Annotated in this window: 26 protein-coding genes and 1 pseudogene; 9 read left to right on the top strand and 18 right to left on the bottom strand. The window is 48.7% G+C overall.

Annotated features, from left to right (window positions below):
• Window positions 1–527: 527 nt before the first annotated feature.
• The 4 genes from AC56AD_RS04140 to groES form a co-directional block, all read right to left on the bottom strand.
• Window positions 528–842, bottom strand: a complete 315-nt coding sequence (locus tag AC56AD_RS04140) for a type II toxin-antitoxin system RelE/ParE family toxin (RefSeq protein WP_012507620.1) — start codon at window positions 840–842, stop codon at window positions 528–530.
• Entirely contained in the window at window positions 827–1,015 is a 189-nt protein-coding gene (locus AC56AD_RS04135) for a hypothetical protein (protein WP_012507619.1), read from the bottom strand. Before AC56AD_RS04135 ends, AC56AD_RS04140 begins: the two co-directional genes overlap by 16 nt.
• A gap of 207 nt (window positions 1,016–1,222) precedes the next feature.
• Window positions 1,223–2,866 carry a chaperonin GroEL gene (groL, locus tag AC56AD_RS04130; protein WP_012507618.1) on the bottom strand — a complete coding sequence of 548 codons (1,644 nt, stop codon included), beginning with the start codon at window positions 2,864–2,866 and terminating at the stop codon, window positions 1,223–1,225.
• 47 nt (window positions 2,867–2,913) lie between these two features.
• On the bottom strand, window positions 2,914–3,201 hold the full coding sequence (groES, locus tag AC56AD_RS04125) for a co-chaperone GroES (RefSeq protein WP_012507617.1): 288 nt from the start codon (window positions 3,199–3,201) through the stop codon (window positions 2,914–2,916).
• Window positions 3,202–3,385: 184 nt separating this feature from the next.
• Between groES and AC56AD_RS04120 the strand changes: the two genes are divergently transcribed.
• Window positions 3,386–3,670, top strand: coding sequence for a hypothetical protein (locus AC56AD_RS04120; protein ID WP_012507616.1), 285 nt, complete (start codon window positions 3,386–3,388; stop codon window positions 3,668–3,670).
• Window positions 3,671–3,689: 19 nt separating this feature from the next.
• Here the strand turns inward: AC56AD_RS04120 and uvrA are convergent, their stop codons facing one another.
• Both uvrA and AC56AD_RS04110 read right to left on the bottom strand, forming a co-directional pair.
• Complete coding sequence (uvrA, locus tag AC56AD_RS04115) at window positions 3,690–6,536, bottom strand: excinuclease ABC subunit UvrA (RefSeq protein WP_012507615.1); 2,847 nt, start codon at window positions 6,534–6,536, stop codon at window positions 3,690–3,692.
• Window positions 6,537–6,658: 122 nt separating this feature from the next.
• Window positions 6,659–7,072 carry an RrF2 family transcriptional regulator gene (locus tag AC56AD_RS04110; RefSeq protein ID WP_012507614.1) on the bottom strand — a complete coding sequence of 138 codons (414 nt, stop codon included), beginning with the start codon at window positions 7,070–7,072 and terminating at the stop codon, window positions 6,659–6,661.
• 134 nt (window positions 7,073–7,206) lie between these two features.
• Between AC56AD_RS04110 and AC56AD_RS04105 the strand changes: the two genes are divergently transcribed.
• Window positions 7,207–8,079 carry an alpha/beta fold hydrolase gene (locus AC56AD_RS04105; protein ID WP_012507613.1) on the top strand — a complete coding sequence of 291 codons (873 nt, stop codon included), beginning with the start codon at window positions 7,207–7,209 and terminating at the stop codon, window positions 8,077–8,079.
• 29 nt (window positions 8,080–8,108) lie between these two features.
• On the opposite strand, the gene AC56AD_RS04100 is transcribed toward AC56AD_RS04105, so the two are convergent.
• Window positions 8,109–10,697, bottom strand: a complete 2,589-nt coding sequence (locus tag AC56AD_RS04100) for a putative LPS assembly protein LptD (protein WP_012507612.1) — start codon at window positions 10,695–10,697, stop codon at window positions 8,109–8,111.
• Between the two features lie 153 nt (window positions 10,698–10,850).
• Between AC56AD_RS04100 and trpB the strand changes: the two genes are divergently transcribed.
• The 7 genes from trpB to cydC all read left to right on the top strand — a co-directional run bounded on the left by trpB (window position 10,851) and on the right by cydC (window position 18,908).
• Complete coding sequence (gene trpB / locus AC56AD_RS04095) at window positions 10,851–12,050, top strand: tryptophan synthase subunit beta (RefSeq protein ID WP_012507611.1); 1,200 nt, start codon at window positions 10,851–10,853, stop codon at window positions 12,048–12,050.
• A gap of 224 nt (window positions 12,051–12,274) precedes the next feature.
• Entirely contained in the window at window positions 12,275–12,523 is a 249-nt protein-coding gene (locus AC56AD_RS04090; RefSeq protein WP_012507610.1) for a FitA-like ribbon-helix-helix domain-containing protein, read from the top strand.
• A 17-nt stretch (window positions 12,524–12,540) separates the two neighbouring features.
• Window positions 12,541–12,936 carry a hypothetical protein gene (locus AC56AD_RS04085; RefSeq protein WP_150085594.1) on the top strand — a complete coding sequence of 132 codons (396 nt, stop codon included), beginning with the start codon at window positions 12,541–12,543 and terminating at the stop codon, window positions 12,934–12,936.
• Between the two features lie 435 nt (window positions 12,937–13,371).
• On the top strand, window positions 13,372–14,187 hold the full coding sequence (locus tag AC56AD_RS04080) for a hypothetical protein (protein ID WP_150085592.1): 816 nt from the start codon (window positions 13,372–13,374) through the stop codon (window positions 14,185–14,187).
• A 158-nt stretch (window positions 14,188–14,345) separates the two neighbouring features.
• Window positions 14,346–15,155: a hypothetical protein gene (locus AC56AD_RS04075; RefSeq protein WP_150085590.1), complete on the top strand. Its 810-nt coding sequence runs from the start codon at window positions 14,346–14,348 to the stop codon at window positions 15,153–15,155.
• Between the two features lie 292 nt (window positions 15,156–15,447).
• Entirely contained in the window at window positions 15,448–17,187 is a 1,740-nt protein-coding gene (gene cydD / locus AC56AD_RS04070) for a thiol reductant ABC exporter subunit CydD (protein ID WP_012507606.1), read from the top strand.
• Window positions 17,184–18,908 (top strand): thiol reductant ABC exporter subunit CydC, encoded by a 1,725-nt coding sequence (gene cydC, locus AC56AD_RS04065; RefSeq protein WP_012507605.1) that lies wholly within the window; start codon window positions 17,184–17,186, stop codon window positions 18,906–18,908. The genes cydD and cydC overlap by 4 nt, the downstream gene beginning before the upstream one ends.
• 15 nt (window positions 18,909–18,923) lie before the next feature.
• Here the strand turns inward: cydC and AC56AD_RS04060 are convergent, their stop codons facing one another.
• The 11 genes and pseudogenes from AC56AD_RS04060 to soxX form a co-directional block, all read right to left on the bottom strand.
• Window positions 18,924–19,205 (bottom strand): DUF5615 family PIN-like protein, encoded by a 282-nt coding sequence (locus tag AC56AD_RS04060; protein WP_397234004.1) that lies wholly within the window; start codon window positions 19,203–19,205, stop codon window positions 18,924–18,926.
• Window positions 19,206–19,221: 16 nt separating this feature from the next.
• Window positions 19,222–19,272: pseudogene (locus AC56AD_RS04055) on the bottom strand (DUF5615 family PIN-like protein); the annotation flags it as partial.
• A gap of 149 nt (window positions 19,273–19,421) precedes the next feature.
• A complete protein-coding gene (locus AC56AD_RS04050) occupies window positions 19,422–19,697 on the bottom strand; it encodes a hypothetical protein (RefSeq protein ID WP_190274025.1) in 276 nt (91 codons plus the stop codon).
• Between the two features lie 163 nt (window positions 19,698–19,860).
• A complete protein-coding gene (locus AC56AD_RS04045; RefSeq protein ID WP_012507603.1) occupies window positions 19,861–20,361 on the bottom strand; it encodes a rubrerythrin family protein in 501 nt (166 codons plus the stop codon).
• Window positions 20,362–20,535: 174 nt separating this feature from the next.
• Complete coding sequence (locus AC56AD_RS04040) at window positions 20,536–21,087, bottom strand: TlpA family protein disulfide reductase (protein WP_041526418.1); 552 nt, start codon at window positions 21,085–21,087, stop codon at window positions 20,536–20,538.
• A gap of 54 nt (window positions 21,088–21,141) precedes the next feature.
• Window positions 21,142–22,902, bottom strand: coding sequence for a thiosulfohydrolase SoxB (gene soxB, locus AC56AD_RS04035; protein ID WP_012507601.1), 1,761 nt, complete (start codon window positions 22,900–22,902; stop codon window positions 21,142–21,144).
• 99 nt (window positions 22,903–23,001) lie between these two features.
• On the bottom strand, window positions 23,002–23,310 hold the full coding sequence (locus AC56AD_RS04030; RefSeq protein ID WP_012507600.1) for a SoxAX-binding protein: 309 nt from the start codon (window positions 23,308–23,310) through the stop codon (window positions 23,002–23,004).
• Window positions 23,311–23,320: 10 nt separating this feature from the next.
• On the bottom strand, window positions 23,321–24,178 hold the full coding sequence (soxA, locus tag AC56AD_RS04025; RefSeq protein ID WP_012507599.1) for a sulfur oxidation c-type cytochrome SoxA: 858 nt from the start codon (window positions 24,176–24,178) through the stop codon (window positions 23,321–23,323).
• A gap of 25 nt (window positions 24,179–24,203) precedes the next feature.
• A complete protein-coding gene (gene soxZ / locus AC56AD_RS04020; protein ID WP_012507598.1) occupies window positions 24,204–24,509 on the bottom strand; it encodes a thiosulfate oxidation carrier complex protein SoxZ in 306 nt (101 codons plus the stop codon).
• Window positions 24,510–24,549: 40 nt separating this feature from the next.
• Window positions 24,550–25,011 carry a thiosulfate oxidation carrier protein SoxY gene (gene soxY / locus AC56AD_RS04015; protein WP_012507597.1) on the bottom strand — a complete coding sequence of 154 codons (462 nt, stop codon included), beginning with the start codon at window positions 25,009–25,011 and terminating at the stop codon, window positions 24,550–24,552.
• Window positions 25,012–25,114: 103 nt separating this feature from the next.
• Window positions 25,115–25,462 carry a sulfur oxidation c-type cytochrome SoxX gene (soxX, locus tag AC56AD_RS04010; RefSeq protein ID WP_012507596.1) on the bottom strand — a complete coding sequence of 116 codons (348 nt, stop codon included), beginning with the start codon at window positions 25,460–25,462 and terminating at the stop codon, window positions 25,115–25,117.
• Window positions 25,463–25,539 lie beyond the last annotated feature (77 nt).

The following is a 25,539-nucleotide window of genomic DNA, read 5'->3' as shown; positions in this document are numbered from 1 at the left end:
TTTCAAGGCAAGCATAACCCTTTTCACGAAAGTACGCAACGCTCTCGACTATCTGAAGTGTTGATTGCCTCTTTTTCGATGCCACGCACCGTGTTTGGGATGTGTCATTTCACTTATTCCCTGATTACAAGCTTAAGGTTTTGACTGAATCTGCATACTTTCAGTTATGCTTGGGGGGGTAATGGATTGACATACGCACTGTTTCCGAAAAAATCCAACCGCAAAAAAAGCCGGGCTTAATGACAAAACTTCGTCAGATTCAGATTGATGCTCCAGAAGATTTTGCAGCAAATCTTGATATCTATCTATCCGGAGAAAAAAATGCCTCCACCAATCTTTCTTGATACCTTGTTCGTTGTCGGGTTAGTCAATCGTATAATGAATCCATCAAAATTATCAACGATTTTTTGCAGTCAGAGGGTACGGAAATTACTCACCTGAACCCCACATTATTTCGGCAGGCCTTCAAACTAATTTGACTACATTTGTGATAGAAGTAGAGATTTTATTCTGTAGATATGGCGATATTATATGCCGCTTTCAATACGCTGAACGAAGGGCTGCAAAAGACGACTGCCATGAATGACTGCCACAACAACAATGCGTTCAGGTTCAATCCGATAGATCAACCTGTAACTATAAACAAACAGTTCACGGATGTTTTTGTCAGCAATCTCTGGAACCATACGTCCCATTTCGGGATTAGATGGTATATTTTCGGCAGCGCTGACAATTTTTGAGGCAACAATTTTAGCATACCAAAGTGAATCGCGCTCTACGAAAGAGGCAATCAACTCAACATCTTCAAGAGCTTCGGGTGACCATGCTAACAAACAAGCCATCGACTCAAACGATCTTTTACCACTTCATGTGAAATTGCACCTTCAATTTCAACTCGTTCAAGACCACGATTAACTTTTTCCAGAACATACAAGTGATACTGTATATCCTCATAGTTGACGTCATCGGAAAGAGTTTGCAACATGGTTGATACTTCTGTCTTTGGAGTACTCATGACTAACTACCGTTAAAAATGTCCAGCTTTCGATATATTTCCACACCCTCTTTTGGTCAAAAGTACACAACGCTTTAGATTATCTGAAATATTCATGGCATCTTTTTCCAAAAAAAGCTCTTGCCTAACGTCAATATCAACAATCAATAACAAAAAAAAGCCAACCCGAAGGCTGGCTTTTTTTATAGAGTATGGAGGCGCCAAAAATTAATACATGCCGCCCATTCCACCCATTCCGCCCGGAGGCATTGCCGGCATGTCGGATTTCTCTTCCTTCACATCGGTAATTGCTGCTTCGGTGGTCAACAGAATGCTGGCAACCGATGCTGCGTTCTCAAGAGCGCTTCTGGTTACCTTTGTTGGATCGACCACACCTGCTTCAACCAAGTTTTCGTACTGTTCTGTTCTGGCATTGAAACCAAAATCACCCGTTCCTGCCTTTACTCTCTCCAGAACAACGGCGCCATCGGTGGTACCGGTGTTTGCTACAATCTGGCGAAGTGGTTCTTCAAGTGCACGACGGATAATTTCAATACCGGTTTTCTGATCTTCGTTATCTGCAATAGCTCTGTCGAGACCCTTGATTGCGCGGATCAGGGCAACACCGCCACCAACGACGATACCTTCCTGTACGGCAGCACGGGTTGCGTGCAGTGCATCTTCAACACGGGCTTTCTTCTCTTTCATCTCGACTTCGGTTGAAGCTCCGATGTTGAGGACAGCAACGCCGCCTGAAAGTTTTGCAAGACGTTCCTGCAGTTTTTCCGTATCGTAATCAGAGGTCGATTTTTCAACCTGTCCCTTGATTTCGTTGATACGAGCCTTGATCTCTTCAGCGCCGCCCTTGCCTTCGACAATCGTGGTATTGTCCTTGTCGACAGTCACGCGACCAGCCTGACCGAGGTAGGAAATGGTTGCATTCTCAAGTTTGTAGCCTTTCTCTTCGGAAATAACGGTACCACCGGTAAGAATAGCGATGTCTTCAAGCATGGCCTTGCGGCGATCGCCAAAGCCAGGAGCCTTGACAGCACATACTCTCAGGGTGCCACGGAGCTTGTTGACAACAATTGTTGCAAGCGCTTCGCCTTCGATATCTTCTGAAATGATCAGAAGAGGACGACCGGACTGTGCTGATTTTTCAAGAATCGGAAGCAGCTCCTTCATGTTGCTGATCTTCTTGTCGTAGATAAGAATCAGCGGATCTTCGAGCTCGGCATCCATGGTCTCGGAATTGGTCACGAAGTAGGGAGAAAGGTAGCCACGATCAAACTGCATACCTTCAACAACCTTCAACTCAGTGTCCATTCCCTTGGCCTCTTCGACGGTGATGACACCATCTTTTCCAACTTTATCCATCGCATCAGCAATCAGATCGCCGATTACAGGATCGTTGTTGGCAGAGATGGTTCCTACCTGTGCAATCTCTTTTTTGCCAGAGATGCTGCGGCTGATATTTCTCAGCTCCTGCACAACCTCTTTAACCGCACGGTCGATGCCTCTCTTGAGGTCAATCGGACGGGCGCCTGCAGCAACGTTCTTGAGGCCTTCACGATAGATTGCCTGGGCAAGAACTGTTGCGGTGGTGGTACCGTCACCGGCAACATCACTGGTCTTTGATGCAACTTCACGCACCATCTGGGCACCCATGTTCTCAAAAGGATCAGAGAGTTCGATCTCTTTTGCTACAGTGACGCCATCCTTGGTTGAGGTTGGAGCACCAAATTTTTTATCGATAAGTACATTACGTCCGGCAGGTCCAAGGGTAACCTTCACGGCATTGGCGAGTTTGTCAACGCCAACTTTAAGTTTTGCTCTGGCATCAGAGTCAAAAAGAATATCTTTAGCAGTCATTGTAAAGCGTTCCTCCTGTAAGTTTTTTAAAAAAAGTTAATCACAGATCAGCCAAGAATAGCAAAAATGTCCGACTCACGCATGATGAGATAATCCTCACCCTCGACGCTTACTTCTGTACCGGAATACTTGCCATACAAAACTTTACTGCCAACTTTGACCTGCATTTCAAGCAACTGGCCATTATCGGCAATTTTACCTGCTCCTACAGCAACAACTTCACCATACTGCGGTTTTTCTTTCCCGGTATCAGGAATGTAAAGGCCACCTTTGGTTTTTTCTTCCGCCGCTGCAGGCTTAACAATAACTCGATCAGATAAGGGTTTCAAGTTCATTGTCTTCTCTTGTTTGGGTTTTAGATTTAATAGTAAGATACTATTGACTGAAATCAGAGAGTTTATGCTGTTAGCACTCAACAGAGTCGAGTGCTAACAGGACACTTAATAATAACAAAAATACTTTTCCTTCCAAAGAGTTTCTTTATCATGAGAGGAAGGTTATTAACTATCATAAATAACAATGAACCAGCAACTCTATTATTGCACGATCGGTAAAGTTACCGTAGAAAAACTTGACAGTATACAGTCGAAAATGCGTGATGATACGGCGACTGACGAAGAGCGGCAATTCGCCACTCTTTTGCAGGAAATATCGGCTCTTGCCAAAAACAGGCTTTCGGTAGCCGAAAACGAGAGCGATTTCAGCAAAGGAGAGGCGGTTTGGGTGGAGCGCACCTCAGCATCGCACTTTCCACATATCCGGCTTCATGGCGGAGCACTTGAGGATGACCCGGATAGGAGTTGACGGGCTGATAAGGCTTGCGTTAAGGCGCACACAAAGGCAGGAGATAGCGCCCGGTCAAAGAGTCCTTTCTGAGAGCAATCTCTTCGGGCGTTCCTTCCGCAACAAGAGCACCTCCTTTGTCACCAGCTCCCGGGCCAAGGTCGATAACCCAATCGGCCTGCATGATGATGTCGGGATTGTGTTCGATAACAACAAGGGTGTTGTGCTGTTCGAGAAGTTTTTCAAAACAGCCGATCAACTTTTTGATATCCTCAAAATGCAGACCGGTTGTGGGCTCATCAAAAATAAAAAGGGTATGCGCCACATCCGCATGGGCAATAAAGCTTGCCAGCTTCAGGCGCTGGGCCTCACCACCGGATAGAGTGCTTGAAGACTGACCAAGCTTGATATAGCCAAGCCCTACTTCATCGAGCACCAGAAGTTTTTTTGCAATTCCCCTCTCTTTGCTGAAAAAAGTGATCCCTTCTTCTACCGTGAGGGCAAGCACCTCTGCAATAGAGAGCCCGTTGTACTTCACTTCGAGGGTCTCGGCCTTGTAACGCAGACCACTGCAATCCTCACAAACAGCCTCTATATCGGCAAGAAACTGCATCTCAATGTGAACACTGCCCTCTCCTGCACAAGTTTCGCAACGTCCTCCAGGGATATTGAAGGAAAAATACCCAGCCTTCAGCCCCCTCTCACGGGCATCCTTTGTCTGGGCAAAAAGGGTGCGGATATCGTCAAATATCTTCAGGTAGGTAACGGGGTTACTGCGGCTTGATTTCCCAATGGGTGACTGGTCAACATGCTCAACCCGATCGACCAGCCATGCTCCCGAAATTGAGCGGTGCGTGCCCACCTTCTCCTTCAATCCAACCTTTTCCTTCATAATCCCCTTGTTGAGAATATCATTAACCAGAGTGGACTTGCCTGAACCACTCACACCGGTCACACAGGTCATGACGCCAAGAGGAAAACGAACATTAATATTTTTCAGATTGTTCTGCATGGCGCCGGTGATTTCAATGCAGGAGCTGAAATCCACCTTTCTGCGAACCACTGGCACCACAATCTGCCTCTTGCCGTTGAGGTACTGGGCGGTCAAAGAGGTGCCAGACTCCTTCATGGCCGCTATTGAGCCATGAAAAACCACCTCACCGCCAAGACGACCTGCATAGGGGCCAAGGTCAATAACTTCGTCGGCAGCCTCAATAATTTCGCGGTCATGCTCAACAACAACAACGGTATTACCCAAGTCACGCAACTTTCTGAGCAGCGTGATCAACCGTGCAGAATCACTCTGGTGCAGCCCTATGCTCGGTTCGTCAAGAATATAGATTGCTCCAACAAGCGGAGAACCAAGGGATGTTGAAAGATTGATACGCTGAAACTCACCGCCACTCAAGGTATGAGTCAGACGATCAAGGGTGAGATAGTTCAATCCGACATCAAGCAGATAACCAAGGCGCTTGATAATTTCCTGCAAGATAACCTCAGCCACCTTGCGGTCGAAGGGTGAAATATTGAGATTCCGGAAGAAATCGGAGGCATCCGCAATATTCATGCGCGAAACCTCACCGATATGACGGCCCGAAACCCTGACAAGCCTTGCATCAGGATTCAGGCGGCTCCCTTCGCAATCAGGACAGGTCGCATAGCCCCGATAACGGCTCAAAAAGACCCGGTAGTGCATTTTATAACCGGCATCCTTCTCAATTTCAGCAAAAAAGGGCCAGATCCCCGTATACCGTTCATCCGCAGTACCCTTCCAGATAATCTCCTTCTGCTCGTATGAGAGCTTTTCATACGGCACATCAATCGGGATACCAAGATCATCCGCACAGTCAAGAAGATCCCTGAGATTCCAGCGATACTTTTCCGAATTCCAGCAGGCAATGGCACCCTCTTCAAGCGAAAGTGATTTGTTTGGCACCACTGCATCCTCATCAATACCGGCAATACGTCCAAACCCCTGGCAGGTTGTGCAGGCACCAATCGGGGAATTAAAGGCAAAAAGCTGGGGAGAGGGCTCCTGATATTCAATCCCGTTCAGTTCAAGCCGATCACTGAAAATGAAGGTTTTTCCTCCAACAACCTTCAGGACAGCATACCCTCCGGATTCATTGAAACAGCTCTCGGCAGCCTGTGAAATACGGCCAAATACTTTCTCGTCATGCCGCGCCACAAAACGATCGACGAGTACAAGAAGAGATGAACGTTCGGAATTCGGCATCTCAAGCACCCGCTTGCAGGCCGATTCCTGGTTGAGATCAAGCATCTCCTCCCCTGCAACCACACGAAAAAAGCCTTTTTTCAGAAGATTTGCTATTTCATCCTGGACCGGACAAGTATGGTGCCCTGCATCCTGATGAGCCGGGAAAAAAAAACCGGCATAAAATTTCGTGCCCTCCTCAAAAAATCCAGCCTGCAGACTCACATCATCGGGAGTATGCTTTAAAACAAGTTCGTTGGTATCACGAGAATAAATTTTGCCGATGCGGGCATAAAGCAGGCGGAGATAGTCATAGATCTCCGACACCGTACCAACAGTAGAGCGAGGATTTTTCGGAATGGGTTTCTGCTCAATAGCTATTGCCGGAGCAATTCCTTCAACACTTGCAATATCCGGACGAGGCATACGTTCAAGAAACTGACGCACATAGGCTGACAGGGATTCCACATAACGACGGTGACCTTCCGCATAAAGAGTATCGAAGGCAAGGCTTGATTTGCCCGATCCGCTGACACCAGTCAGCACAACAAAACGATTCCGCGGAATACAAACCGAAATATTGCGGAGATTATGGGTATTAATGCCTTTGAGAACGATATCCGGCAGACTCGTTTCAGCCGCTGCTGAATAATTGAGCCTATGAGTGGTCATATTGCAATATCATCTTGTTTCAGTAATGGTCGAACTGGAAAACCCGCAAAAAGGGGAACACTGACCCGGAAGATAAGAAATGAAGCTTCAAGCTCAGGAAAAAACTTTTTGGATCTGGATGCTCACGGCTTGATCTCATCAAGAAGAGAGTGCAAGGTAGTCGCAGTCAGAAGCTCCTGTATCTTGTACTGCAGGTTATTCAGATAACCGCGGTGATGACAGGAGGAAAAAATTTCACAGCTATCCGGAGTCACACCACAGCGAACCAGATGCGGCTTCCCTTCAATGGCAATCGCAATATCGGCAACAGTAATTTCATCCATCGTCTTGCCAAGGGTATAACCTCCTTTTACGCCCTGCACAGAGGTGGCGATACCTGCCCGTTTGAGACTTTGCATAGCCTTGGAAAGGAACTCCTGTGAAAAGCCGATCTCATCGGCCATCTCCTTTACGGTCACAACCCTACCCACACCCTTTGTTGCCAGATAGGTAACCGCATGAAGTCCATATTCAAATTTCCTGGAAACCTGAAGCATAGCATTCAATTTATATTAAACAGGATTATTTTAACCCTATTTTCCGTAGAAACCTAATATCTTTTCTCTTGCCTTAAAAAACTATATTACCTTTAAGCACCAGACGGCATCATTTCAATCACTTGATTATTACCATGAAGAGCACCGTAAAAGATCAATATTTTCTCTGGCAATTCTCCCCTGAGCAGGAGGCAAAAATCCGATACCAGGAGTATGGAGAAGATAGCGAGGGAAAAACCCCTATTCTTTTTCTTCATGGGTACGGAGGGATGATTGAACACTGGGATCTGAATATCCCTGAATTTGACCGTAATCACAAAATCTATGCCATGGATTTGATTGGTTTCGGCAAGTCACAGAAACCCAATGTACGTTACTGTCTGGAACTCTTCGCTTCACAGATCGAGACCTTTCTCTTCTTAAAAAAACTTGATTCGATCATTATTGTTGGCCACTCGATGGGCGCTGCGAGCGGAGTCTATTTTGCTCACCACAAGCCAGAAAAAGTCAAGGCGCTTATTCTTGTCAACCCTTCCGGCCTTTTTGCCGACACGATGGATGGCATGAGCTCTCTCTTTTTTGGACTTGTCGCCTCCCCGCTCATTGGAGAGATGCTTCTTGCTGCTTTTGCGAACCCGGTTGCCGTTGGTCAAAGCCTTACACCAACGTACTTTAACCAAAACAAGGTTGATGAAAAACTGATAAACCAGTTTACCCGACCCCTTCAGGACAAGGGGGCTCAATTCTCTTACCTTTCGCCGTCAAAAAGACCGCTTGATTTCAGGCTCGACCACCTTGCAAAACCCTGCAACTACAACGGCCCAGCCTATCTTGTTTGGGGAGCGGAAGATGTTGCACTCCCGCCACATAAAATCATCCCTGAATTTCAGCAACTTCTGCCACAGGCTGGAGCATTCATCATTCCGAAAGCATCACATTGTATCCACCATGATGCCCATGAAGCGTTTAACAAGCGACTGGCACGGATACTTGACCTTCTTGAGTAACTCTTTGGCTCTCTCTCTGCGGAAAAAAGTTACTCCGCCGTTCTCTGTCTGACGTGAATATCTTTCGACTCTGGAACCTTCAGGCCAATTTCGACAGCATAGCTCTGGAATTGGCCGAAAGGAACCCACTGAACACTCATTTGCCAGCAATGAAGATTACGGGAAATCTGGAACATGGGTAAAACCAACTCCCCGTTTTGAAAATCATACCCGGTATTCATGGCAATCTGCCAGTTTTTTGACAATGCTGCCTGTGCTGCTGCATTGAACAGTGAGATGCTCTCTGGCTCAACAGGATTGCTCCTGTCAGCCTGCAGAAAAAGTGAAAAACGAAGCTGCCAGGGCAGATTATAATCGATACTGCTGAGATTACCTGTATTGAAATAGGTCTGAAGGGTATTCATAAAAACTGGTGACCGGGATGGCAAAATGGTTGACGCAGCCTGGTTACTGCCCTGAATGCTCAGACTCATGTCGAGAAACCCCCTGACGAAACGCAGCAATCCGTTACCCTCCTCACTGTTGAAACGGTTAACCCTTGCCCCGGTCACCGGATCATAACTGTAAAAATCATACATGGAACCTGCACTGAACAGCAAATTATCCGAGAGGGCGTTACTTGACGCAAGAATGGTCAATGGCGCAAACTGAAGAGCATCAGCAGCAAAGTTGTACCCGGTCGAAACGCTCAACGAAAGTAATTGCGTCGTGTGATCACCAACTGGAGAATCAGCCTCCAGAAGAGACCGGGAGTCCCCGAACTTGCCATGAAAAAGATTTTTCAACGTAAGGCCAACTGTACTCTGCCCCTCAGGCAGACCGGGGTCAAAAGTCCTCTGGTATGGCCAGTCATAGGTATGAGAGCTGGAATTATACCCGCTGCCGGAAAATGCAGGATTCCACACATAGCTGATCGTGGGAATAAAGGTATGACGTAACGCCTTGAGAGAAAGAATAGGGTCAAGAAACCCGGTATCAAGAATACCATAAACCCTTGTACTGGAATCAACTGAGAAAATAGTTGTTGAAAAGTCACTGTTTCCGGCATTCGGATGCAACGACTGAACAAAAGTAATGGCCGGATTGACGTTGAAATGACTGAACAGTGTGGATTGCATGCGAAGCGGAAACACAACACTCGTACCCGTGTAAGTATCGTCGAAAAGTCCATTACCACCCTCTCTTCCCTGAAATCTGATTCCCTGCGTAAAAAGTGCCCTGGTGCCAGTCCCAAACTCACGATAGTACCCCACCTCTCCACTGAGGTTTGCCGAATAGCCAGAAAAGTCCTCGGAATTCCGTGAAGAAAAATGCTTGACAACAGCAGCACCGGTGGTCAAGGAGAGATCCGACCTCCAGTCATCACCCTGAACGCCGGAACGAAAGGGATAGATCCTGTTCTGATAGAACGATACCCCGATATTCTGTGAAAGGGCAAGAGTACTTAGCTCTTCAGAACGATCGTAAAAAACAGAGAGAATGCTGTTCTCATCATGAAACGTTTTCACCAGAGAGGCTCGGGCATTGGACTGCTGGCTGACCATACTCTCCGAATCAATGGAATTCAGATTGTAGCCATGAGGAGCGCCCTGAAACTGGAAGTTGACATCAAGGCGCGTCGAAGGGTCGAAAAACTGATTATGAAGAATTTTGGCATTCCAGTCGGTATAGAGAGGATAGTGTCTGTATTCCCCTGAAATTTCGCTTGTAAATAGGTTCCGCTTTGCAAAACGAAACCGCTCACCGAGCCGCCAACTTCCGTTCACAGCGATGTCACCCTCAGACCTGAAATCCATATAATCATTGATAGCCCAGAAATAACCAAGATTCGACAAAAAAATGCTCTGGTCATGACTGCTGAGACGAGGAATAATAAAACCCGATGTCCTTCCCGAACTTATCGGAAAAAGCATATAAGGCAGTACAAGAATCGGCAGGGCGGGAGGGCGCCATGAAAAAATTTCCGGCCTGATGTACATGATCAGCGGTCTTGCTGTAACCCCTTTATCGGTATGAACGATCATATGAGAAGAGGAGAACCAGAAATGGGGATCATCTTCGTTGCAGGTGGTAAAAGTACCATCCCTGATGATCATATCCCCATTTTCAAGTTTCGAAACCTGCTCACCGGTAAAATAAATACCACTTGAAGAGGATGAAACATGAGAAGTCTCCCCCCTGCCGGTTGTAAAATCGTAGGTCATCGTTGCCGCATCGAAACTCCCCTCCCGATCAGTAAAGCGAGCGGGTTCAAAGGGCGTTTTCGAAGAATCGGCATCACCAAAAGCATGAAGCAGTGTTGTATCAAGGTCGATAACTATTTTTGGCGCCTTGACACTGGCCTCATCTTTTCCAACACTCGCTTTACCCCACAACTCCATGCTTCGAGTATCAAGGTTATAAATGAGGGAGTCCTTCGCTGTAAAGAGAATAGTGCTTTTGAGCCCTCCCTTTCCGGAAAGCGAATCGGCCACGACCGGCTTCTGGACGGGAGAATCCTGATGCCGCTGACCCGAAATCCCGGCAGCATGCAAATCCTCCCGGTAAAAAAGTGAAGACTCAGAGACAACAAGGCAAAGGAGAGCCAGAAACGAGGTTTTTTGCTTGATAAACTTCAAGGCAGTAATGCTCCGTTACAGTATTATGCTATTCACTTATAAAAGTTTAAATATATTATTTTATTGGTCGTGTAGCTGCTATTTTCTGTAAAGGTTCCCGGCTCTGTATGTGGTAACCACACTGTAAGCAATTCTTTAACTTTTTCACACTCCATGCTGCCCTCTGATTATTCCGCACCCGATACTTCCGGTCATTTCGGCTGTTTCGGCGGCAAGTTTATCCCTGAAACGCTCTTTAAAAATGCCGCCGATCTTGAATCGGAATACCTTAAGGCAAAAAGCGATCCGGCCTTTCAGGCGACGCTTGACAAACTGCTCCGTGATTATGTAGGGCGACCGACCCCTCTCTATCATGCAGAACGACTCAGCAGAACGCTGCAGGGAGCACAGATCTATCTCAAGCGGGAGGATCTCTGCCATACGGGAGCCCATAAAATCAATAATGCACTCGGCCAGGTGCTGCTCGCCCGCCGTATGGGCAAGAGAAGGGTTATTGCTGAAACCGGCGCCGGTCAGCACGGAGTAGCCACCGCAACCGTCTGTGCCCTTTTCGATCTTGAGTGCATTGTCTATATGGGTGAAGAGGACATTCGGCGGCAGGCGCCAAACGTGGCAAGAATGAAACTGCTTGGCGCAGAGGTTCGGCCAGTCGGAAGTGGTTCAAAAACGCTGAAAGACGCAACAAGCGAGGCTATCCGCGACTGGATGAATAATCCTGAAGAGACCTTTTACATTATAGGCTCGGTGGTCGGTATGCATCCCTATCCGATGATTGTTCGGGATTTTCAGGCCGTCATAGGCAAAGAGACCCGTTCGCAGATTCTGGCGCAGGCAGGAAGGCTTCCTGATGTTATCACGGCATGTGTTGGCGGCGGCAGCAATGCGGTGGGTATGTTTTATGAGTTTCTGAAGGATGCCCGAGAGATCGAGCTGGTTGGTGTGGAAGCGGCAGGAGAGGGACTCGACAAACGACATGCTGCCTCAATGACCCTCGGAAAACCGGGAGTGCTTCATGGCGCACTGACAAAACTGCTGCAGAATGAAGATGGGCAGGTTCAGGAGGCGCACTCCATCTCGGCAGGCCTTGACTACCCCGGAGTCGGCCCTGAACACTGCTACCTGCAGGAACTCGGGCTGGTAACCTATACATCGACAACAGACACCGAGGCACTTGCTGCGCTTGAAACACTGGCAAAAACCGAAGGCATTATTTGTGCGCTGGAATCGGCCCACGCCATACATTACGCCATTACAAGGGCTCCATCCATGCAAAAGGAGGCCATCCTTGTGGTCAACCTTTCGGGGCGCGGCGACAAGGATATGGAGACCATCATGAGGGAGCTTTCACTCTAATCAGTTAACCCAGGGGTTATGCGTCAACAAAACAACCAGGGGGATTACCAGTAAAAACCCTCCTGGTTGCAATGAAATAGAGTGGAAATAGTTAACTCAACAAACAAAAATGAGTGTTGTAGTAAAAAAGAGCATCTCAGTAAAGAAACCCGAAAAGCCTTTTTTTCAAACTTTAATTTTACCTTTCTCCCGTTAGGATGTCTCATTAATTTTGGAGGTATTTCATGACTCAAGTTATTGTATGCAATATCGATGATGATGAAAATCGCATGCTAGAATTGCGTGCTGCCCGACATGGCTGGAGTATAGAGGAAGAGGTGCGTCAGATTTTGCGCAGAGCTGTCAGCGAAGAGGATCAGGCACAACGAAAAACTGGTTCACGTATTGCAGCACGTTTTACTGAGGCGGGCCTGACAGAACCATTAAATGAATTCCGGAGAAACATCATCAAACCGATAGACTTTGGTTCATGATTACGACAAACTTAAACATGCCAAACAAACCTGAACAAAATTTAGCCTCTGTTGTTGGAGCTGAGACCTATGCTGTCTGGATCAATATGCTCAACGAACTTGTTCCACAGGGACGAACCCACCGCCTTGCACCTCTCGTTGCCGGAATGTTGCATTATGCACTTGCACTTGCCATCGCCAAAAAAAAACATGATGAGGAGTCCAGTACAGCTTCAGCAGTTCAATCTTTACTCTACGCAGCGGAGGTATCAGACCCTTCGGAAGTTGAGAACTATCTGAGGGAGATGGTAAAACAGCTTTTCAGGGATGCCAAAGTTAACTACAACAGAACTAATGCGCACGGCAAAAAATACAGCATCCTGGAGAGTACTTGTGAAGAGTTCGTCAACTGGTACAATATGCCGTGGGAGTGACACTGTACCTCAAGAGTTTGTTGCCTTTTGGAGCCTTTATTGCTATCTTTTTAACGTATCCGAAACAGAAGATGTTGTTGCTCGGCGGCAAAGAGTTCCCTTTCGCCGTTATTGCAAAACAGAGGAATATAATTGAACATCATTGACACATGGGATTGGCGCTATCGAGTAGCGTTTGACCAATCACTTCGTTCCAGGGTGGAAGAGTCCATTCGCAAGATGAGCCATGAGCCTTCTCGCAGGATTATGACCTCTCTTCTCTCCACTTACACCAGCAAGCTTTCGGTAAGTCAGTTGATTTCGACCTGCTGTGACGAGGCGTGCGATAGACAAGCGGTTATTGATGCTGCAACAAAGCAGAGCCCACTCTTTCTTCCGATTTTTTTGAGTGATATATACCGCTCAAAAATTGAATCGTCTGAGAAACTGAGCGCTGTGCACAAGGATGTATTGCTTAAAATTGTCAAAACTGCATCCGCAGAGCCCTTTTGCAATTACCACTGCGACATATTTGAGCCAATTTTTGGTTCCACTCTTGACGCTCTTTTAAAAAATGCTGTAACTGAGATAGAACCTCCAATCGTCGATACTGGAATATCCGGTCATGACATTTTAAAAATCACCAAAGAGATCATTCGGGAGCTGCATGAAACAATTCCCCCATCCTTAAAGGGAATTGCAGGATACATCCCCGATTTTACTATCAAGGTTGTGCCGAATTTTGGCTTTGCTGAATACTGGCCGACATCTCTGTCTGGTGCGGATGCCGATGAACTCATTGTTTATGATAACCCGGATCAGCTCGGGTATCAAAATTTTCGTGCAACAATAATCCACGAAGTTTTTGGTCATAGCACGTTCTACAGTTTTGTCAATGAGCTACAGCCACCCTTCTTTGATCATGGAGCAATTGCTTTTTTAGAGGGCTGGGCAACCTGGTGCGAATGGACAACATCTCATCGGGATCTTGCCAAACACCTCAAATCAGCACGCTGCAAAAGTTTGGAGCTCTTTCATGGAACAAATGCAGAAAAGATTCAAAGTGATATCAGAACTGTTACCTCACTCCTGGGATACTCGAAAGCCGTTGCCAGTTCAAGCATTGAATACTATTTCCAATATCCAGGCCTGGGGTTTTCTTATGCACTTGGCGCTCTGTGGTTTGAGCATCGTTTTTCAACTATTGAGCCAATAGAGTTCTTCAAATCAATACAACAAAAACCCTGGGGAGATTTCTTCGCACTATGGTAAACCTGCAACCCAGTTTTTATTTTTGTCATGCGTTTGATCTTGGAACCCGTTTAACCCATTTTTCTGAATGGATTAAACGGGATTCCCTGCCTGTTGCGCCAAAAGTATTGAGATACCAGCGAGTCAAATTCAATGGAGCCGAATTATTTGTAAATCAGATGGGATTTGCCATAGTATTTCAGCGCATAAACCATGTAACAAACTATGCTGAAGCTCATCAATGCTATAGCCACAACTTTGAAAAACCATATTCTGAACTCTCTACGGCACTCCACAAGCTCTTTGGCATTCGGCCAATCGGCGACACCTCGTTCGTTGTCGCATTAGGCGACAAGGAGCTTACGATGGATTGGCAAGCTGTGCACGCACCATGTACCTTAGCCTCTATAACCTCGTTGATCGAGGCGCTTTTTATTGATGAACTATGCCGCGTATTAGAACGACAAAGCGATTCGTTTCTCAAGGAATCTTCGCTCGCTGAAGATCGTCTGCTTGCTGAGTACGCCGAAAGTCTTTTTCCTCTCGCTTATCCTTCAGGTTTTCTTGTTGAGAATGTGGAGATATCGGAAATGGAAAAGTACTACGATCAATGGAAACTTGCCGGGCGCGTCATATCGCTTCACCAAAGATTCACAGAGTCTGTTATAAACACAGCCCTTTATAACGGCCATCTTGAAAGAAATCGTCAAAACACTTTGAATACAGTGCTTGCCACTATTGCATTGCTCTCTTTGGCTCAGGTCAGCGCCACTATTTCGGGTGTGCTTGGCAAGGCTGCAATCGCGACCACAGAAGAGCAACTCAATCAGTTTTTAATCAGCGCTGCGGTCGTTTCGCTTCTCTACGGTGGATGGCAATACATTGTAAAGCCGTGGACAAGCATTATTGTTGACAATATCAAGCGTGCATATTTAACCTGGCGAGCAACCAGAGGCAGAACGATGGAGAAGAACAACCCTCACTCTTAATCCACCAAGACGGAACACGGCCATGTTTATCGGCACACTTTCACCGGAATACTCAAATGGCATTTGCTTTCATTTTCGCTTTATTACAACTTTTCCGTAACTATTACATAACAGCAAACAAACCAATAGGTCAATAATACAGCCTGATCTCCACAATATCCACAACACCCTGACACTGCCGGGAACTCATTGCCCCCGAGAACCATTTCCATACAAGCCGCACCCATTGCATACAATCCTTTTATTCTGTAAACTGCTACCCCTTTTCAAAAAAAACGGACACGCATGAACCATGAATATTGACCGGCGCCTTTTTCAGTTGCTTAAAGAAGAACGGACGCCGTTTATCTTTTCGATTATATCGGGAGTCTTGGCTGCGGGGATGCTGATTGCCCAGGCCTACTACCTCAGCCTGGTTATCGACAGCGCCTTTATCCAGAGGAGCGGCATGGAGAGGCTTTTCCTGCCGCTCAGCCTTTTTGCGCTTTTCAGCACTCTGCGCATGGCTTTCAACTGGTTCTCCCATACTGAAGCAAACCGTGGTACACTCATTATCCGAGAGAAGATGTTCAACCGGCTCACCAATACAGTCGGTGCTCTCGGGCCGGTCTATGCCAAGTCGGTACAAAGCGGACGGCTCAGCACAACACTTTTGAAGGGTGTTGAAGCGCTTGACGCCTATTACAGCCAGTATATTCCGCAGCTCTTTTTTGCCCTCTTCACGCCACTCCTGATTGCGGGCACCATCCTGCCCGGCGACCCTATCTCCGGCACCATTTTGCTCCTGACTGCGCCCCTTATCCCAGTCTTTATGATTCTGATCGGGAAATCGGCCAGCGCCATGACGGAAAAGCAGTGGAAAACCATGAGCCGCATGAGCGGTTTCTTCCTTGATGTGCTGCAGGGGCTGCCGACCCTGAAACTCTTTGCGCAGAGCAAGCGGCAACACGATGCCATCGAAGAGTCGGGCGAAAGCTTCCGCCACGCTACCATGCGCGTGCTGAAAGTAGCCTTTCTCTCCTCCCTGACGCTTGAACTGGTGGGCACCATCGGCATGGCCATCATTGCCGTCGGCGTCGGGCTCCGCCTTATGGGTGGAAAGCTCACCTTTCAGCACGCCCTCTTTGTGCTGATACTGACGCCTGACTTCTATCTCCCGCTGCGCCAACTCGGCACAAAATTTCATGCCGGGATGGAGGGCGTCAGCGCCTCAAAGGAGATCTTTGCCATTCTCGACCAGAGCACCCCTGCACCCGTGCAGCAGGCTGCATTTGCCGTACATGAGAGCGCCGGAAAAAGGCCCATTGTGTTCGCCAGTATCAGCTACACCTACCCCGGCAGCTCGCGACCGGCGCTTGAGGGAATCAACGCCACCATTCCCGCAGGAAAAACCACCGCCATCATCGGCCCGAGCGGTGCAGGAAAAAGCACCCTGATCAATCTGCTGCTCCGATTCCAGGTGCCCAGTGAAGGAAGCATCACCATTGACGGCAACCCGATTCACGCTATCCCGCTTGAGGCATGGCACCGCCAGATTTCATGGGTTCCGCAGCACCCCTACCTCTTCAACGCCACCTTGAGGGAGAATATTCTCCTTGCGCGACCGGAAGCTTCAGCAGAAGAGATGGAGAGTGCCCTAAAAAAGACAGGTCTCACCACCTTTATCGGCTCGCTGCCCCAAGGACTTGAAACCATGATTGGCGAAGAGGGGGCCCGGCTGAGCGGAGGAGAGGCACAACGGGTGGCGCTTGCCCGCGCCTTCCTGAAAAACGCCCCGCTGCTGGTGCTCGACGAACCAACCTCGCACACCGATCCTGAACTTGAAGCCGCCCTGCGCAGCTCCATCCAGGAGTTGATGAAAGGAAGAACCACCATCATCATTGCCCACCGGCTTGAAACCATACGCTCCGCAGAACAAATTATTGTAGTCAGCGAGGGGAAGATCACCCAGTGCGGTACCCATGAGGAGCTGATCGCCAACGGAGGTTTCTACCACGATTCCCTCCTTCTGCAACAGGATAGACAATCATGAAAACCTTTTTTCGACTGATCGCACTGGTCAAACCATATTTCTGGTGGATGGCCCTCGCCGCACTCATCGGCTTCGCCACAACCGGCAGCGGCATCGGCCTCCTGATGACCTCCGCCTACATCATCGCCAAGGCGGCCCTGCAACCGCCGATGGTCACCCTGCAACTCGGCATCGCGGGAGTACGCTTTTTCGGCCTTGCACGGGGAGTCTTCCGCTACATCGAAAGGCTCATCTCCCACAACATCACCTTCAAGATTCTTGCAAAACTGCGGTTATGGTTTTACGACGCCATTGAGCCCCTCGCACCGGCACGCCTCATGCACTTCAAGAGCGGCGACCTGCTGCAACGGGTTGTGGACGACATCCAGAGCCTCGAAAACATCTACACCAGAGTGCTTGGCCCACCGCTCACCGCACTGCTTGTGGCCGCACTGATGTGGTTTCTGCTCGGCGTCTACTCCCTGCAGGCAGCGCTGCTCATCCTCTGCTTTCACTCCCTTGCAGGCATTGGCGTCCCGCTCCTCACCCGGCAGTTGAGCCGTGGCCTCTCGGTGGGTATCATGAACCGCAAGGCAGAGCAGCAGGTACTGGCGCTCGACCTCTTCCAGGGGATCGGAGAGCTGCAACTTTACGGACAACTTCCGGCGCACCTCGCCGCCATGCAGAGCGCCGAAAGCGGCAAGCTGCAGCTTCAAAGAAAGAACGCCATCATCGAAGGGCTACACGAATCCCTTACCGGCCTCCTCATGAACGGCGCCCTCATCGCCATTCTCTGGGCGCTCATTCCCTCCATCTCCACCGGCGTGGTCAACGGGATTTCACTTACCGTCATCACCCTCGCCGTCATGGCCTCGTTTGAACCTTTTCTTCCGCTGCCCTCCACCCTCAAGCACCTCGAAGCTGATCAGCTCGCCGGAGAACGCCTTTTTGAAATTCTCGATGCCAAGCCGGAAACGGTCGCCCCGCTCACTCCCCTCCCCTTTCCGGCAGAGCATTCCATTCAGGTTGAGCAGCTCAGCTTCACCTACCCCGGCAGCGATACAAAAGCGCTCGACCGCCTCACCTTCACCGTTCTCCCCGGAGAGCATATCGCCATCGTCGGCCCGAGCGGTGCAGGCAAATCGACCATCACCTCTCTCTTCATGCGCTTCTGGAACAGCAGCGAAGGGAGCATCTCCATTGGCGGCCACAACATCACCCTCTTCGACCCTGAAGAGCTGCGCCGCCAGATAGCCCTCGTCTCGCAGCGCACCTACCTCTTCGCTGAAACCATCCGCGAAAACCTGACCCTCGCCGCCCCGGATGCCACCGACGACGATCTCAAAAAAGCGCTCACCGCCGCCGGGCTCAGCCACTTCACCGCAAAACTCGACGAATGGTGCGGTCAGCACGGTATGAAACTCAGCGGTGGAGAGCGCCAGCGCATCGCCATTGCCCGAGTCCTGCTGCAACATGCCCCGATCATGATTCTTGATGAAGCAACGGCCAACCTTGACGGCGTAACGGAGAGAGAGGTAACCCAAACCCTGAACGCCATCAGCTCAGGAAAAACGCTGATAACCATTACCCACCGCTTAAAGGCAATGGAACAATACGACCGGATTCTTGTGCTTGAGAAGGGAAAGATTGTGGAGCAGGGTCTGCATAGGGAGCTTATGGACGGGAACGGGCTCTACCGGAGGATGTGGGAGTTGCAGCATGTGGCGGAGATGACGGGGTGAGTGTGCTAACAGCATTTACTCATGAACAATCACCGAATTTCTTCCGATTTCTATGTAATGGGCTGCTTCGAAAGCCTCTATTATCGCAGGTAATGCAGCACTAATTAACCGCTCAAGTTCGGCATTGCCAATATTGCCAGAAGCAACGAGCATCAGCCGTTGAGGAGTATTTCGCAACAGAAATGACTGAACAAAGTCATCCTTTGTCACAACAATTCGACCATCCCTGTCGGCAATAAGGATAATATCTGAATCGGGTGTTTGATTGCCCCTCCAGGTCGAGGGTGTGCAAAGCATCATGCCCACGTTGCCGTAACCAATCACAAAAACGGCGTGGCAGTTGAGCATCAACCAGAAACTTCATGCTGCCAGAACTTTGGTACTCTTAATAATTGGGGTCAATGGTTATCCGATCGTGAGTTTGCGTCGTATTATGCCCATGTATACAGTGATTGACAGAAAAATCCATCTCAAGACGTAAAAGAGATCGATTAAATATAAAACTTTCTGTCACTATCCCTCTTTTTTCTGGTGCAGCCAGCACGGCATAATGCTTAGTGGAAGCGAAAGGCAGCGCCCGAGAATCCTGCTGCAACATGCCCCAATCATGATTCTTGATGAAGCAACGGCCAACCTTGACTGCGTAACGGAGAGAGAGGTAACCCAAACCCTGAACGCCATCAGCTCAGGAAAGACGCTGATACCATTACCCACCGCCTTAAGGCAATGGAGCAATACGACCGGATTCTTGTGCTTGAGAAAGGAAAGATTGTGGAGCAGGGTCTGCATGGGGAGCTTATGGACGGGGATGGGTTTTATCGGCGAATGTGGAAGTTGCAACACACGATTGAAATGGCGGGATAAGGCTGTGTACAACATTTGTATACGCTGCTGCAAAAAAAGCCCCCGCAGTTCACGGGGGCCAGGCTTACGAGCAACGACCGTTGTATGATCAGGCTATCTGGACGTATGAAGAGGCCTTGACGTTACAAATAGGACAGGTTTCCGGAGGTGTGCCCAATTCAATGTGACCACAGACAGGACAGAGCCAGATCTCTGCTGTTTCAAGGTCTTTGCCTGCCATGGCAATTTCAAGTGCATGACGATAGAGTGCGGCATGCACTTTTTCGGCCTCTACAGCATAACCGAACATGCGTTTGGCTTTATGCCCATCGGCCACAGCCTGCTCGTACATGGGCGGATACATTTCGTTATGCTCATAGGTCTCGCCATCAATAGCCGTTTGCAGGTTCTCGATGGTCGATTTGATGGCATCGTCGGCAGAGAGATGTCCCTCGGCATGAATGCGCTCAGCTTCGGCGGTGGTCCTGAAAAGTTTGGCAATATTCTTCAGGCCCTCTTTGTCAGCTTTTTTGGCGAATGCTGCATACTTCTGATACGCCTGGCTTTCTCCTGCAAAAGCGTTTTTCAGGTTTTCGTGTGTTGTCGGCATTACTCTTTTTCTCCCTGTCGATTGATTATTGTGAAATATGGTGATGCTTAATATCGCACGAAAATCTCACTTTTTAAAGGAAACAGATCCAGCAATACATCTCGCCCTCTCTTCACCTGCACGCTGAACCGATTTACATGAAAAAACGCTGATAAAAAAACCTGTTTCCATCATTCAGGGTTTAGCCGATCCCTGCATGATTTTAAGAATCAGTTTTTCCAGATCCTCCCTCGTCTGGGCACCTGGCTCAACGGCGACAAGCCTGCCATCACGACCAACTGCGAAAAGCAGCGGCACCGAAGCGATACCGCCTGAAACATGACTTCCGAAGCTTTTGAGAATCGATTTGTCTGCCATGATAACCGGATAATTGATACCTTGTTCCCAGATAAAATCCGGCATGGAATGTTCATTATCCTTGTAGGCCATCCCGATAAAGGTAAATCCTTTTTTCTCATATTTTTCCTGCAGGGCAACCATTTCAGGAATCTCTTTCCGGCAGTAAGGACACCAGGATCCGAAAAAATTAACGATATAGGCCTTACCGGCAAGCTTTTGGCTTGAAAGCAGAACGCCCTGTACGCTCTTTGCGGAAAACTGCGGTGCGACTGCTGCGTTAACATGCGTTTCAGCGACCGATGTGGCGGCATCAACCCTTCCAGGATAAGGAGCGATGAGCGTTATCACCAGAGCCGCCGCAAGCATTGCCTTTCGAATTGTCATCATATTATCCAACGGTTTATCTTCTGCGAAGTTCTATAAAAAAGCTCTCAAAAACAGTTACGAGACTGAAAAATCGAGACCGGGATTGCTGGCTGCATTTTTCAGCACAGGAACGTTGAGTTTTCTGATTTCAACGGTTTTCACATCCTGAAGATGCGCCGCTACCGTATCCCAGACCGGTTCTCCGGTTGATGGTGCACCAACCGTAGCCCATCCGGCAACACGGTATTTTTTCGAGGCATCCACAAGAGTGCCGTTTTCAAGCCGCATGTCGTCAATACGACTGCCCATAGCCGCTACCGGATCAATACGGTACGACATACCACCCACACGCACCATATCGCCACCCTGCTGATAATAGGGATCGGGGTTGAAAAGATTGTCGGCAACATCTTCAAGAATATTTTTGATTTCAAGGCCGGTCATATCCCGCGCATAGGTTTCCGGATAGGTCATGCAGGTCTGGTCGAGCACATGCTCCATGGTAATGGTCTGTCCAGGCAAAACCGTGGTTCCCCAGCGGAAGCCGGGCGAGAGTGAAATCTGTGCTTCATTGCGCGATCGGAGGGCGTCGCAGATAACCTGATCGAAGGGACCATCAAAATTTCCCCGCCGATACAGGAGCGTTCCCGCCGTAGCAAGTGGTTTTTCGAGCTTGGCAAGGTGCGGGGCCCTGATACGCTCGATCAGCGCTTTCATGGAGGCATCTGCGGCAAGTTCATTGGCAAAAACCGGAAGCAGCCGGTAACGGAACTCCTTTACGCCGCCGTTGCCAAGCTTGAGATCCATAACGCCGAGAAACTTGCCGTTGGAACCTGCATTGGTGACAAGGGTTCGACCCGTTTTGTTCCGAACTTCAAAAGGCTGTGGAACAGCGTCGTGCGTATGGCCACCAAAAATTACATCGATACCGGTTACCTCCCGGGCAAGTTTGAGATCGACATCCATTCCATTGTGCGAAATGAGAATCACGGCATCCGGTTTTTCCTTTGAACGAACCGAATTGACCAACTCCTGCAATTCGATGGCATTGATACCAAATGTCCAGTCGGGTATGAACCTGCCGGGGTTTGCGATAGGCGTATAGGGAAATGCCTGGCCGATAACGGCAATCCTGTGTTTACCAAGCTCTTTCATCACATAGGGACGGAAAGCGTGACCACTTCTCTCATCGAAAGCCTGTGCACCGTTAAAGAGCGCATCCTCTTTCACCTTTACGTTCTGTGCAACAAAATCTCCCTTGAATGCTGCGAGGTTTTTTCTCACCTCTTTGTCGAGATAGGTAAATTCCCAGTGGCCGGTCATAACATCAACACCGAGTTGATTCGTAACTTCAACCATGTCCGTTCCTCTGCTCCACAAAGCTGTTCCCGATCCCTGCCAGGTATCTCCGGTATCGAACAGCAGGGTTTTACTGCGCCCGAATTCCTCTCGAACTTTTTCGACAAGCGTTTTCAACTGTGCGAAACCGCCTATTTTGCCGTATTTCTGCGCTGCATCGACGAAATTTAAGGGCGTATAGGCATGAGCAAGCGGAGTGTCAGGCGAAACACCATAATATTTCAACAGAGAAGCGGTAACAAGATGAGGGGGGCGTCCCAGGGCTTCCCCGACACCGAGGTTGAGATTTGGTTCGCGATAGTAGATCGGCATAAGCTGTGCGTGGGTATCGGTAATGTGCAACAGGCGGACATCACCGAATCCCTGCATTTCATAGATATCAGCTCCGGATGTGCGGCTGCTGGCAAGTCCGGGAATCAGGCCTGCAGCTCCTGCAAGCCCAAGGATACGTATAAATTCACGACGGGAAAGCTGCATAACAGTGGGTCGTTTTAGGGTAAAAAAGCGTTACTGAAGGGCACTGTCCCGCACGGTCAACATACGGGACAACTCCTGATTGATGCGGCTAAAAAAATGTTAAGGTTTGGGAACAAGGCTCTCCCAGTTCTGCTGCATATACTTGCCTTGTGCAAGAGCCTGCTCTCCTTCCTGAAGAGCCTGCCCGGCGAAGTTTACCGCCTCGGCTTCCTGACCGCTCTCAAGAGCCGCTCTGGCGCTCTTGATAAGCGAAGCAGTTTCACGCCACTCGAAACCAATAGCCGCAGCCTCTTTTCTTTTGGCCTCAGCCTGTTCGATTAACTCCTTCGCCGCAGGTTCAGCCCGCAACTCACTGGCACTCGCAAAAACAACGAGCAGGACAAAAGCAGATAGTAGTATTCTCTTCATAACGTTCTCCTTATTTTCGTGAAGCCGGGCCGTTAAAAATCAAACCGTTTGACATCACGGTCTCGAAAAACTCAAGATTACAGTACTCCTCGCTCTGTGGGGCGAACGATTTGGCTCCGGTATCATTGGAGCAACCTCCATAGCGTTTGTGAAGGGTGCCGATCTCTCCCCATTTTGAACGATAAACGGGAAAATGGGTGGTATGACCAAGCGCCGGACTAAGAATTTCAGCACGAAGTCGTCTTCCAGCATACTGCATATGGCAACCAGCGCAAGACATGTTAAGCTTTCCGTGCTTGGCGTAGAAAAGCTCCTTGCCCTTTACATAGGCTTTATATGCACCTTCACTTTGCACCTTCACATCAACGGGCTTCCCCCTGCTGATAAAAGCCATATAGGCAGATATTTTAGCAATATCACCGGTTTTACAGGCCAGTGGCTTTTCGCCGTTAGCCACCCGACAATCATTGATGGCCATCTCAAGAGTCACCACCTTTCCCTTTTTTTCGTCAAAATAGGGATAGTTCTGCCGGACAGCGCCACCATTTGCAAAACAGCTTCCATAGGTTTTACCGTTGGCAAAGGGTATTTCAAACAAAGCTTTGCCATCCTCAACGGATAGCGCATAGGGAGGAAACTCCTCCATCTCCTTCCACTGCTGACGGGAATCCTCATCAATGGCATACACTCCATCTGCATAATCGGCAAACTTGACGTCGGGAAACTGGGCGGTAAAATAATCCCTGAACGCCTGTATATCGGCCTGCACACGGGCCTGATAATCGGCAGCCTCAACCCTTACTGCGGCAAGCAGGGCTGCCAGAACAAACAGAAGCGCAAGAGAACGGTTAAACACTATTTTTTTCATGACTCCTTCCCGATTGAATTATGAGTTACAGTGCGCTGATAACGCTGTCTGTCTTTTCGGTTCCGCCCTTGCTGTCAACCCAGGAGATTGTTACCGTTTCTCCAACACTCCCGCCAGTAAACTGAAACGCCAGGTAGGGATCCTTTGAGACGCCGGGACCGATTTCCGCCTGAAAGACCCGCTCTCCCTTGTGTTCTGCATTCACTTCGGTGATATAATGTCCGGCTACAAGTTTACCGGTCTCATCCTTGCGCCGTCCCGTTTCCATGACGTGCTGAATAAGAATTTTTACTGACACAACATTATTCTGTGCTACAGCCTTAACTTTCATAGCAAGACTCCCTCTGAATGATTATTGATGAAATTGATCATCAGCCGCCGCAGCCGCCGATAGTTACCTTAACCTCTTTTACCGCCTTGTACAGCTTTCCGCCAGCCTGAACCAGCACAACAAGATTGGCCGTTTTTGCCATCCGAAGCCGCAGGGAAACATCAGGACGCATACGCGGCATAATGTCGAAAGAGGCTACGAGAGGAGCAAAATTAGCTTCGGAAAAAATGGTAATGTTTGATGCCCCCGCAATAGTCGTCGCTATCGAAACCGGCACATAGGCTCCGTTTTCTGCAATCTCCGGCGACTTTATCTGAATTGCGGTTGAATTTTCAATGGGCAGGCTGCCGTATTTTGCGGTAATGGCCGCTGCCAGCGTTTCAGAGGTGAACGCTTTCTGGTTCCAGGCGGCAAAAAGCCGTTCAGGAACTGCTGAAATCACTGCCGCATACGCTATTGTGCCAGCGACAGACTTGAAAAATTGTCTTCGGGAAACACCCATACCAACCTCCTTCAAGAGAATTTGTTTGTAAAATTGCCCATTTGTCGGGCCTTATCATTTATTGCATTCAAAACGGTTACATCTTGCTCCTGCATCCTGACACTCATAGCGTGTACAGGTAATCAACAACCTGATCTACCTCTTCATTGGTCATGATACCGTGCTTTCCGAAGGGCGGCATCATACTTTGAGGATTGTTTGCGCTGGCATCCCAAATCTGGGCACGTAACACTCCTCTTTTAGGATAGCGTTGTTTCATCTGAATCAGAGGCGGTCCTAAATTACCCGTCATCTCTCCCTCCTGTATCATATGACAGGCAAGACAGTTCCCCTTCATCGGACTAAAGGAAAGCTGTTTGCCTTTCGCGATGTTCTCTTCACGAGCGGCAGCCTTTCCCGGCAAAGGCAGCATCAGGATGCTTACCGCAGCAATCATGGCGATTCGCTTCATCTTCCATTCCTCTGTTTTTATTACTGAAATAAAATTCTACAACCACGTACTTTTTATTGAAAAGAAAACGATCCTTT

This window comes from Pelodictyon clathratiforme, assembly GCF_982375515.1.
This window is presented reverse-complemented; position numbering and strand designations above follow the sequence as displayed.